This is a genomic window from Acinetobacter tjernbergiae DSM 14971 = CIP 107465 (assembly GCF_000374425.1).
Taxonomy (GTDB): domain Bacteria; phylum Pseudomonadota; class Gammaproteobacteria; order Pseudomonadales; family Moraxellaceae; genus Acinetobacter; species Acinetobacter tjernbergiae.
The window spans coordinates 57,564-69,732 of sequence record NZ_KB894364.1 but is presented as its reverse complement, the minus strand read 5'-3'; the positions used below and the strand labels follow the sequence as shown (position 1 = coordinate 69,732).

Below are 12,169 nucleotides of genomic sequence, written 5' to 3'. Positions count from 1 at the left end.
ATATCAGATGAAGTCTTGTATGTGTGTAGCTTTCACCATCCGATGGTAAATACGTTATTTTTAGGGCATTTTAAAAAGCATCTCAAATAAATAAATCAGCCCATATAATGCCAAGAAAATGATAAATAGAAGACTGGAATTTAAGATAAATTTGAGTGATTTATAAGTTTTATAATGATTTTCTTTTAACTTTAGTGATTTTTGTTTTAATGGCGCAATATTTTTAAAAATCTTACTAAAGAGACCGCATTTATCTTCAGGCGTGTTTGGAACAACAGTACCTTTCACAAGAATGCGATAGCCACTGTTAAAGATTCGTCCAAAAATGTTCATCGGACGATCTACATCACACATTAGGATTAAACGTGCTGAATTTGTTGTGTTGTATGCAAAATGTGGATAGGTTTCATCAAATACAAAATCTTCACCATCAAACCAAGTACAGGTTTGCCCATCAATATTAATTTGGCAATTTTTAGAGTTCGGTGTTGCTAAACCTAAATGATATCTGAGACAGCCACCTATAGGGTCAGAATGTAAACTCAATTCAGAACCAGCAGGTAGAATAGAGAACATAGCACCACGAATGGCAGGGATTTGATTGAGTAAATCCAATGTTTGAGGACATAATCTTTGAGCAGAAAGATGCGTTGTTCCATACCATTTTAAGTAAAATTTACTCCAGCCTCGCTTATAAAAAGTGCGAAAACCAACATCATAATAACCATCTGCACCAACAGTTTTGATGGTATCAAACAGACCAAATGATTGTATAGCAAGGGCTTCATCTCTAATGATTTGCCAGTTATCCCTAAGTATTTTGATATTTTGCAAAAAGTCAGCACGTAATATCGGATTTTTTGCTGATCTCTTTGTAGTCATATAAAGAATACAATTGAATGGTGCAAATATTGGCCAACTTTTTCTTAGAAATTGTGAGAATGTGTCATAACGCACTGCACCTCGCCAATGGTATACATAAGCAATGGCACTTATCGAATAGATGATTAAGCCAATGATGACAATTATACTTGGATTCATGAATGCTGCTCCGATTATAGTTCATTGGTTTCAATGACTTGAGCTTGGTCTTTGTTAAATAAAACCAATATCTTTTGCTCAATCTCATCCAGATAAGTAAAGACCACAGGAATGACCAACAGGCTTAAAATGGTTGATGTAATTAATCCACCAATGACGACAATCGCCATAGGACTACGAAAACTTGGGTCAGCACCCAAGCCAAGTGCAATCGGTAACATACCTGCCCCCATAGCAAGTGTTGTCATCACAATGGGGCGAGCACGTTTTCTACACGCATCCAGTGTGGCTTCAAAACGTGATAAGCCCTGTTCATGTTGTGCGATTAAAATATAGTCAATCAAAAGAATCGAATTTTTAGTTGAGATACCCATGAGCATGATTAAACCAATCATGGATGGCATGGAGAGTGGGGAGTTCGTTATGAATAATGCGATTAATGCACCAGGAATAGATAAAACCAAAGCAATGAGAATCACCAATGGTCGAATAAATCCTTTAAACAGCAATACCAAAACCATATAAATACACAGCACACCCGTTGCCATGGCTAAGCCAAAACTTTGAAATAATTCGCCCATCACTTCGGCATCGCCTGTTGTGGTATGTACAATGCCTGTTGGCAAGTGCTGTAAAGAGGGTAAAGATAGGATTGCGCGTTCTACATCACCCAAAGCCAGTCCATTGAGTTCGATTTGGATATTGATATTTCGCATACGGTCATATCGTTCAATTTTGGATAAGCTACTATCCATCGAAAAAGTGGCGACATTTTTTAAAGCGACAAAGCCTGTTGCACTGGGAATCGGCAGATTTTCAAGGAGATGTAAATCTTTGCGAGCCTGTGCTTGTAACTTTACTCGGACAGGGATTTGCCGTTCTGTGAGATTGAGTTTTGCAAGTTCCTGCTCATAATTACCATTGGTCGCAATACGCAATGTTTCCGCAATCGCTGCCGATGTGACCCCTAAATCCGCAGCTCGTATAAAATCTGGACGAACGACAATTTCAGGGCGAACCAGTGCTGCCGTTGAAGTGACTGTACCAATATTGGCGATACGACGAATGTCTTGTTCAACCTGTCTGGCATATTGGTTGAGTTGTTGGGAATCTTCGCCTGCGAGTACCAAAACATAGCTTTCGGCATCGTCCATTCCGACTTTGATGCGTACACCAGCCAATGGTTGTAAAGCGTCCCTAAATTGCGACTCAATCTCTTGTCGAGTTACGCCTTTACGCTGCTGACGGGGTAAAATATTGATGGTCAATGTTGCCTGACTGACATCAGCAAATTGACTGCTAGAAAAAGGGTCACTCTGTGCTGAGGTTTCGCCAATAGAAGTATAAACTTGCGTGACATGGCCATTATTTTCCAGTAATAAACGAGCCTGTTCTGCAATCGCTTTGGTTTGCTCTAAGTGACTGCCTGAGGGTAAAGTGAGGGTAACTTGCGTTTGTGACAAATCATCAGGCGGCATAAATCCTGTGGCTAAAAATGGAATCAGACATAAACTACCGATAAGAAAAGTACAGGCGGCAACCATCGTCAGTAAACGATGTTTTAAGCATATTTTTATCCACTTTAAATAATGACTTAACCAAAAGGGTTGTTTTTCTTTAAATTTTGGTACTTTAAATAAATATGCTGCCAACATGGGTGTAAGCATTCGGGCAACAACTAATGAAAAAAACACTGATATTGCTGCTGTCCAGCCAAATTGAATAAAGAATTGACCTGCAATACCACCCATAAATGCAGTGGGTAAGAACACCGCAATTAAGGTAAATGTTGTGGCAATCACTGCCAAGCCAATTTCATTGGCGGCATCTATCGCAGCCTGATAAGGTGTTTTACCCATGCGTAAATGCCGCATGATATTTTCGATTTCAACAATGGCATCATCGACCAATACCCCAATAACCAATGAAAGCGATAAGAGTGTCACCACATTGAGACTAAAACCCAGCCAATGAATCAGCAGAAATGTCGGAATCACCGATAGAGGTAAAGTGATGGCGGAAATCAGCGTGGCACGCCAATCTCGTAGAAACAGGAAAACCACGATGATGGCTAAAAATGCACCCTCATAGAGCAGCATCATTGAACCGTGATAGTTCTCATTGACAGGTTCAACAAAGTCCAGAACTTTTGTGAGATGGATATGGGGGTGTTGTGATTGAAATTTCTCTAAAACTGCCTGAACATCTTTTGCTACTTCAGTTTCGCTTGCAGATTTTGCACGGGCAATTTCAAAGCCGACCACAGCTTGTCCATTGAGTAGGACAATAGAGCCAGGTTCTGCAATATCATCATCAATGTTTGCCACCTGTTCCAGTCGTACCACCCGACCATCAAATAAGGGAATCGGCATTTTTGCCAATTCATCGGCAGATTTTACCGTGGCTAAGGTACGGATTAATTGTTCAGCATCGCCTAAACTGGCTCGACCAGCAGAAGCATCCTGTTGGACGTGTTTTAATTGCTGTGAAATATCATTGACTGTGGTATTCAATGCCATCAATTTAACAGGGTCAATGTCTACCCGAATCTCCCGATGAACCCCACCAATCCGCTTTACGCCACCCACGCCTTTGACTGCCAAAAGTGCTTTGCTGACTTGATGTTCAACAAACCAAGATAAAGCCTCATCATTCATTTTATCGGAGCTGATGGTATAACTTAAAATTGTATTTCCCGTCATATTGGCACGTTGTACAATCGGGTCAGTGAGATATGTGGGTAAATCGGAACGGATTTGCGTGACAGCAGCATCGACTTCATCTACGGCCTGTTGAATGTTTTTATCCAGTTCAAAGCTCACGCTAATATTTGCCTGACCGTCTGAAATCTGACTTTGGATATTTTGAACACCTTGTAGGGTTGCAAGAGCATCTTCAATTTTTCTGACCACATCATGTTCTAATTGTTCTGCGGTTGCCCCCGATAATTCCGTATTAATCAGGACAGTGGGTGTTTCGATATCAGGAAAGTTCTGCACATGTATGGCATTAAAACTATATAAGCCTAAAACGGTCAGTAAAATAAACAGTAGAATGACAGGGGTAGGATTGCGAATTGACCAAGATGAAACATTAAAATTCATGATTCACCTCACGATGAGCAGTTGATGAATCTAAAACTCGTACCAAATCGCCCTCTCTTAAAAAGCCTCCACCTGTTGCGATGACTTGGCTCAAGGGGGTTAAGCCCTCAATAATTTCAATTTGATTTGCAAACGATTGTCCAATTTTGACTGGAATTTGTTGTACTCGAGAACTAGCATTGACCGTCAATACAAAGTGAAAGCCATCTTGAATGAAAACAGCACTTTGCGGCAGAGTGAGTGCATTTTTCTGGGCAATGGTAAATGTACCTTTGGCAAACATTCCCATTTTGACATAAGGATTGGCAACCAAATCGACATAGACCAACGCATTGCGTGTTTGCACATCGACCACAGGGGCAATCCTGCGTAATTTTCCCTGAATTGTTTCGCCATGACTTAACGTTAATGTGGCAGTTTGCCCAACTTTGAGCTGAATCAAGTCAGCTTCTGCAACTTCTGCACGCCATTCTAACCGACCATGGCGAATGAGCCGGAATAATTCCTCACCTGCGGGCATGACTGCTCCAACCGTTGCGATGCGAGCCGAAATCACCCCATCATCAGGGGCTAAAATATGCGTTTGTTTAAGTTTTAGCTGGTATATTTTTTCCAGTGCTAAAGCACTGTCCAAACGTGCTTGGGCTGCTCGTTCAGTATTGATAAGTTGCTGTATTTCCTGAGCAGAGACTGCCCCAGTGTCTTTTAATAATTTGGCACGCTGGGCATTTGCTGCGGCATCGGCTAAAGCAACGGTGGCTTCACTGACAGTTGCTCGACTTTGTACCAATTCGGCTTGAATGGTATCGGTTGCAAAACTTGACAATAACTGACCACGCTTTACCGTATCGCCAATATTGACCTTTACATCAATCAAGCGAAGCCCATTGGCTTCTGTTCCAATACTGGCTTCCTGCCATGCCATAATATTGCCGTTTGCCATAATGGTCTGCGGTACAATATTCTGTTGTGGAGAAATAATTTCTACACTGAGTACAGGTTTTTCCTCTGTAACGGGGGGGACAGATGTTGAGGGAAGTCGCCATATCATTAAAAATATCGCAATGCCTAACACAACAATGCAAGTCATAAGACGATGCCGTAATTTCATAAAGTTTGTCTGCTCGTGTCGTATTCATATCTCATGCGTTTCCATAATTTCGATAAAACAGGAATACGCAAAATGATGTGACCACTATGCAAGATTGAAACTTTCTCAATGCTTACTGAAAAATAACGCAGTTAAAAAGGCTTAAAAAGAAAAGCGTAAGTATGCAGTAAGTCACTTTCCCTGAAGCTAGTGAAAATTTCATGAGGAGAACTTCAATGTACTTATTTTCTACTATTCACAAATTTCAGGGCGTGGTTCAAAGTAAGCTAAAAATGACAGCACTATTGATAAGTGCAGTTGCATGTTCGATGTCAAGCCTTGCACAGCCGCCCGAGCAAGACGGTTGGGAATTTGGCTTGGGTATTGCAGGGATAACCAGTCAAAAACCATATAAAGACATTGACCGTAAAACAATGGCGATTCCGATTATTCAAGCAGAAAATCAATATATCCGTTTATTTGGTCCAACACTGGATTTTAAACTACCGAGCTTGCAACTTGATGAATCACAAGAATTAAATTTTAATCTGTCTGCCGAGTATGATTTTGGTGCTTACGATAAAGATGACATTAAAGACACCCCTATTTTAAATGGTATGCAGCAACGCAAAGGTGGCGTGTGGGCAGGTGCGAAAGTAGAATGGAAAAATGATATTGTTGATGTAAATGCCGCTTGGCTTGCTGATGTATCAGGCAAAAGTAAAGGACAACGTGCCAGTTTAGGCTTGGAAAAAACCTTTCATATCGCTGAACGTGTGATGCTAACCCCTTATGTCACAGGAACGTTTTTAGATAAAAAATATGTAGATTATACTTATGGTGTTCGTCAACATGAAGCTCGTCCTGACCGCCCTGAATATCATGGCGATTCCGCATTTCAAGTTGAATATGGGATGAGAGGTATGTATTTGTTTGATATGAAAAATTCGATGTTTATTGATGTTGCGGTCACCAACCTGTCAGATGAGATTAAAGATAGCCCTATCGTGGATAGTTCTATGGAAAATCGTATCATGTTGGGTTATCTGCATCGTTTCTAATGTAACCGCTTATGTATAGAATCATTTTAGTTGAAGACCATGAACGCCTTGCAACATTGGTCTGCAAAAAATTAAACATTGCGGGTATTGCAGTTGATGTCTTTGAACGTATTGATACGGCTTGGGCAGCGATACAGAAAATTCCTTATCAGGCATTAATTTTAGACCGTGGCTTGCCTGATGGTGATGGACTCATACTGCTAAAAAGATTACGCCAAGCAAATCATAATATTCCGTGTTTGATATTAACCGCACGGGATATTCTGCATGACCGTGTTGAAGGGCTTGAAGCTGGGGCAGATGACTATTTACCCAAACCTTTTGAAATGGAAGAAATGGTGGCTCGGGTCAGAGCATTATTACGCCGACCTGCGGTGAGTATTATACTTGAACCGCAATATCACGATATTTGCATTAAGCCCGAAATCAGTGTGATGTGTTGCCATGATAAGCAGGTTAAACTTGCTCCAGCCGAGCTGCAAATTATGCTGTTATTTGTACAGAAAAAAGCTGATGTGATTCGTCACCATGCACTGGAAGCAGCAGGTTGGGGATTGAGTGAAGCCGTTACACCGAATGCACTAGATGTGGTCTTACATCGTTTACGCAAAAAACTGGGTGTGATTGATTCCAGTCTAGGCATTGTGAATATGAGAAATCTTGGTTATGCACTTCGTGAAATTGCAGTGGTTAAAAAGCCTGAGTTTTAAAATCATTTTTGCCTATGTGGTTGGGGTGATATTCAGCATTATACTGGTTTCACTGATTGCATTTTGGTGGGTGGTCATCAGAAGTCATTATTTTGCCAGTTCTGATGTCGCTGCATTAACTTATGAACAAGCAAAAAATGTCGTTTTTGACCAAACAGGCACACCGATTGGCTTTGCCGATGATATGGAGGGCAACTTATCTTGGATATTTGACAGCCTAAAACAGGAAACTGCTTATCGCATACTAGATGAAAATGGAACGACCTTTTTATCTTCTGGTGCAGATGAAAATTTTTGGCGTAGTGTCGATATTCAGACCTTAGAAAATCAGCAACCTTTCCAGTTTAAAAATGATAGTGGTGTGGTATATGCTGCAACGGCTTTAATTCAAAATCAGAATAAAAACTGGTATCTACAATTTGCAGTCAGTGCAAGATTACATTACCTTTTACATCGAGGATTTGCCTTACCCTTTATGTGGTTGGGGATGATGCTTTTTAGTTTTGTATTATGTATCGTGTTTGGATTATGTGCCTATTTTACCCTTAAACATACCCTAAAACCGTTACGCAAAATTTCAGAATCTGCGACTGCGATTTCCCCACGCTCACTGCACGAACGGCTTTTAGTGGAAAAAGTACCCTTAGAAATTGTGCCTTTGGTTGAGGGTTTCAATCGAGTTTTAGACAGACTGGAACAAGGTTATCATCATCAACAAGAATTTTTGGCAACCGCAGCACATGAATTAAAAACCCCCTTGGCACTGATTCGAGGACAAATCGAACTGGAAGCCCCCAGCGAAGACCGTCAAATACTGTTAAATGACGTTGAACATATGGCAAGGCAAGTACAGCAATTGTTACTGCTCGCCGAAGTTAGTGAAGTACAAAACTATAGTTTAAAAGAGGTGAATCTGCAAAATATGCTGGATGATGTGGTGCAATATCTACAACCTATGGCAAACCGAGCCAAGATTCAGATTAGAATCATTCAAAGTGAAAATGTAAATTGGCAAGCGGATACTTCTGCTTTATTCATTCTATTAAAAAATTTATTAGAAAATGCGATACAACATGCCCCCGAAAATACGGAAATTCATATTCATATCAATGCGAATCAAATAAGCATCCGTGACCACGGTCATGGAGTTAAAGAGGATGAACTGGCAAAACTATTTATCCGATTTTGGCGAGGTGCTCATCGTCGAGATTATGGTGCAGGGCTTGGCTTATCCATTTGTCAGGAAATTGCTACTGCTCACGGTTGGCAGCTCACAGTAGCAAATGTTTTCCCTGGGTTATGTTTTAGGGTATCGGTCTAATTTGAGGGCTAGTTTCGTGAATGATATTTTTACATAACATACTTTTTTGTTGTAAAGACTCTAAGGCACAAGAAAATTTAAAAAAGGATTGGCTTCTTCCATAAGTCTTTCTTTACTTAGAGTTGCATTCAAAATATTCCGTTTAGTAGTAACAGATAATTTTATATATAAAAGTAGTCTAGAAATAAAAAAATTTTGCTGATGATGGTTGAATAATTGTTGAATGTAGCCATATTGAACAATAGCAAGGCAAATTTTGCCTTTTAAATTCATTGACATTATGAGGCAAAAATATGCCAACAATTAAAGAAAGTTTACAAACTTATAAATATGATTATACATGGTCTAGAGATGATGGGGATGCACCTTATAAGGGGAAGTCTGATCGTATTAAAGTAGATAAAGATGAGGGTTACGAAGTTGTTTATTTTATCAAAAAATTTATGGAGAAGCATTCTCTAACAAAAGTTGCAGATGTTCATAAAATTGAAGATGCTTTACATGCTGATAGTTTATCGTCAGTGGTGTATCGTGATGACCTAATTGCTGCAATTGAAAAAAAACTGGGCTATTAAATAACTTTAAAAAGGAGTCCATGCTATCTAATGGTGGACTCTTATCTCATTTCAACTTTTTACAATACATTGAGCAGAAATCGACTAGCTTCCGAAACCATACGCTCATCACTTAGACCTGCTTTGCGTAGAATCCTCCAACGAGGCAGAACTTCTCCCTTTATTTTCATCTCAATGAAAGTTTTGGTTAAACGTCTAATCTGATATGTCCCAATATCTTCACTATATTTCTCTAAAAATAACTTGGTTAAAGGCAGCATATCTAAATTTTTCTCAATGGTTGATATATAAGAAGTTTGCTTCATCCACCATTTTGTTGAGCGTCTAGGACTATCTATATCCCAGATGAGTTCATGATTAAGTTGAATTAACTGCCTAACAAAGAACAGATCACGGCTATGCCAATCAACCTTAGTACCTTGAGGAATAAATTTCTGATGAAAAGATAGATTGGTATTTAATAACCAGTTTTTATCATTACGATATAGCCATGCGTATAAAGCAGCGTTTAAATGGCGAGCTGGTTTGATACTGTGTTCTTGTACTAGATTTAGCCATTTCTCTCTATATTCATCTATTAAATCGCTAATATGGATGGCGGGATTATTTAACAACAGATTTTTTCTGGTTGTTTTTCTAAAAGATAGTACTTGTTTAAATATATCTACAAAAGACCATTCTTTATCCATTAGGGATTCAATAGCAATAATATGTTCCAGATAATTCAAGCTTTTGCGATGTTTCCTAAAAATACCATGTAGCCAACTGGTTTCTGAGATTAAATCATCTAAATGATATTGTTTAAGCAGATCCAGTGACCAGCGTATTGTAATCTTTTCCAGAATATTTGGATAGAAGATATGACATTTCCCCCGAATACAATCGTTCTGTCTTGCAAGCTGCTGATAGAACATTGTCCACTGCTCATAAGTTGGAGATTCAAAAGGTGGAATTGTGAGGAGTTCAAGTATTTTGTGGGTAAGAAAAACATCATCTGAGATGGCAGGATTTTGGGATGACTCTGAACAGTGTTTATCATTTGGTGCTAAAAATGCATGGCGATGTAAGGATCTTAGGTCTAGTTCTGAATCAACAAGTTTTCCATGATAAGGACAGCAAGCTCCCTGTATTTGCCATAAGCGAAACCAATAATATTCACCATATTTCTCTAATTGTTCTGCCAAACATTGTGGGCAATAACGTAATTTATGTATAGGTGGGATACGTGAGGTATTAATGCCTAATGCAAGATGAATTGAACCTTGAGAAATATCGGCCATCCATTTTAAACATTGTTGTCGTCTTTTTTCGGGAACAAAAGGTGCATAGAGTGGAAACAGCGTATGCTGATAGGCGATATCTTCAACGGTAAACTGATGATTCGAAAACTGATGAATAATAGCGTTTAGATGACAAGGTAAATCTACAGTTGCAATCACCTTACGATTTTTAAAGACTTCATCCAGTAATTGTTTAGGACTATCTAAAGCCAAACGAGTCCCTGCCCGAGCCACAGTACTGTAAATCAGCTCGTGTTGGTAAGGCATGGGAAAGTTTAGCATGGCTAACTGACCTGTTTGAGCCAGTGATCAATATCAAAAACTATATGGGTTTGAGCTTTTAAATGCTCATAAAAGCTATGTTCACTTTCTTTTTGTGAGAATTGGAAACGTAAGTCTGCCGTATCCAAGGTTTGCCATTGATCAGGTTTGGTGCTTTTACCTTGTGATAATTTTGGTTTTGATGACGATGAACTGGATTCTTGCGTAACATCCTGATTTAACCAACGCATAATAATAGGGAGTAACTCAGTTAATTTTCGATCTGGATGTTCTTTAAATGCTCTTTTAACAAGAGGAATTAAAAGCTGGGAATCATAACCAAGCTCAAGCAGTAGATTATGTAAGCGTATGGATTCAGCATGACTTCGATATTCTGCCAGTTGGTCATTTTGATCTAGGCTACTTTCTTCAATTCGGGAGATTAGTTTTAATAATTGCCGATCTACTTCAGGTGTAATCAAGTCGGAATATTCTGCAATTCGTCTTGCATCACCAGAGCGTAAAACATCTATAATTTTATGAATCGGTTTAAAATCTTCCTGAAATGTGGTTTTAAGCAGTTTAACCGTAATACATTCCAAACCTGATTCAATCGCCCGTATCTGTGCCAGAACGAACAGTTTGACCACAATGTCCAAAATACCCTGACTCAGATCAAACCAGCATTGGCGTAATTCTTCAGACAATACAGGGTCCGATTTTCTCAACCATTGATATTTCCAGAGTGAGTCAGTAAATGTCATCCATTCGGATTTTCTGACTTTTCCATCTGGTGTGGTGTTTGCAGGCTCATTTTTCATCGGTTCCCAATGAATTGAACCCAAACCTACCGCTCGACGTGATGAACGGAGATCCTGCTCAAAGATTTGAATTGCTTTAGGTGTCCCGACCATGACGATGGGTAGGCTATAAACATTGACTAAAGTGACAAAGAAATTAAGCATCTCATCTGAATTTTTGGATCGATTTGCCAACAAGTGTTGAATTTCATCAATGACTAATAAGCCAATGGCATGAAGATGGGCAATATGCCCCATAAGCTGTAATAGCTTTTGTTCATTATGGCGTTTTTGCGTATATTGTTTTTCGTAAGTTGTTCCCAATGCACGATCTACGGCACTAAAGAAATTTAAATATAAAGACTTAAGTGAACCATTGTAAGGACAGTCGATTTTTAAATAGACAAGTTGGGTAAAGTTATGCTCAGGGTGGTAAATCTTTTGTTTGTAATTTCTTAAAATTCTGTTCAGGGTTGTGGTTTTCCCACTGCCTGAAAAACCAATAAAGGTAAGGCTCTGCGCTGTAGAACGTACATCATTAGAGGGTGTTGGTTCAAAATTGTTGGATAAAGCAATTTGATGGCTACGGTTTAGAATTCGATTAAAGTCGCCAGTCACAATATTCCTCCCTACATAGCCTTTCCTCAGCATGATGGAGATTTTCTGCTCTAATTCTAAGTGTCTGCGAATAGGATGAAAAAAGTTATTAAATAGCTGTGAAATAATATGGGCACGAGTATTATTTGGTAACTGCCGATCAGATTGTTTAAATTCGATTGAACCTTTGATCGCTTGAATCGTGTCCTGTGCCTCAAAAATGGGTGGCAAAGCCTCGATAAAAGGATTTCCCTGATAATCCGAAACTGGGCTAGGTGTATATACTGCATAATCATTTTGATTTGTCATAAACATATCCTAGAGTAGAG

The 12,169-nt window shown here is 39.2% G+C and carries 9 protein-coding genes; 4 read left to right on the top strand and 5 right to left on the bottom strand.

The features are described 5' to 3' along the window. Positions 1 to 60: 60 nt before the first annotated feature. Genes C502_RS0110280 through C502_RS0110270 form a run of 3 tightly spaced genes read right to left on the bottom strand, consistent with a single transcriptional unit; the run spans position 61 to position 5,256 of the window. A complete protein-coding gene (locus C502_RS0110280) occupies positions 61 to 1,041 on the bottom strand; it encodes an aspartyl/asparaginyl beta-hydroxylase domain-containing protein (protein WP_018678741.1) in 981 nt (326 codons plus the stop codon). A gap of 14 nt (positions 1,042 to 1,055) precedes the next feature. Next, the gene (locus tag C502_RS0110275; RefSeq protein ID WP_018678740.1) at positions 1,056 to 4,145 is read right to left on the bottom strand and encodes an efflux RND transporter permease subunit; all 3,090 of its coding nucleotides are present in this window, start codon (positions 4,143 to 4,145) and stop codon (positions 1,056 to 1,058) included. Continuing rightward, entirely contained in the window at positions 4,135 to 5,256 is a 1,122-nt protein-coding gene (locus tag C502_RS0110270; RefSeq protein WP_018678739.1) for an efflux RND transporter periplasmic adaptor subunit, read from the bottom strand. Before C502_RS0110270 ends, C502_RS0110275 begins: the two co-directional genes overlap by 11 nt. 215 nt (positions 5,257 to 5,471) lie before the next feature. Here C502_RS0110270 and C502_RS0110265 point away from each other — a divergent pair, with 215 nt between their 5' ends. From C502_RS0110265 to C502_RS0110245, 4 genes are all read left to right on the top strand, one after another. Beyond that, positions 5,472 to 6,296, top strand: a complete 825-nt coding sequence (locus C502_RS0110265; protein WP_018678738.1) for a MipA/OmpV family protein — start codon at positions 5,472 to 5,474, stop codon at positions 6,294 to 6,296. Between the two features lie 11 nt (positions 6,297 to 6,307). Further along, positions 6,308 to 7,006, top strand: a complete 699-nt coding sequence (locus C502_RS0110260; RefSeq protein ID WP_018678737.1) for a response regulator transcription factor — start codon at positions 6,308 to 6,310, stop codon at positions 7,004 to 7,006. Continuing rightward, on the top strand, positions 6,963 to 8,327 hold the full coding sequence (locus C502_RS0110255) for a sensor histidine kinase (protein ID WP_018678736.1): 1,365 nt from the start codon (positions 6,963 to 6,965) through the stop codon (positions 8,325 to 8,327). The genes C502_RS0110260 and C502_RS0110255 overlap by 44 nt, the downstream gene beginning before the upstream one ends. 293 nt (positions 8,328 to 8,620) lie before the next feature. After that, a complete protein-coding gene (locus C502_RS0110245; protein ID WP_018678734.1) occupies positions 8,621 to 8,902 on the top strand; it encodes a hypothetical protein in 282 nt (93 codons plus the stop codon). A 59-nt stretch (positions 8,903 to 8,961) separates the two neighbouring features. Here the strand turns inward: C502_RS0110245 and C502_RS0110240 are convergent, their stop codons facing one another. Both C502_RS0110240 and C502_RS0110235 read right to left on the bottom strand, forming a co-directional pair. After that, complete coding sequence (locus tag C502_RS0110240; protein ID WP_018678733.1) at positions 8,962 to 10,464, bottom strand: TnsD family Tn7-like transposition protein; 1,503 nt, start codon at positions 10,462 to 10,464, stop codon at positions 8,962 to 8,964. Positions 10,465 to 10,466: 2 nt separating this feature from the next. Continuing rightward, entirely contained in the window at positions 10,467 to 12,149 is a 1,683-nt protein-coding gene (locus tag C502_RS0110235; RefSeq protein ID WP_018678732.1) for an AAA family ATPase, read from the bottom strand. Positions 12,150 to 12,169 lie beyond the last annotated feature (20 nt).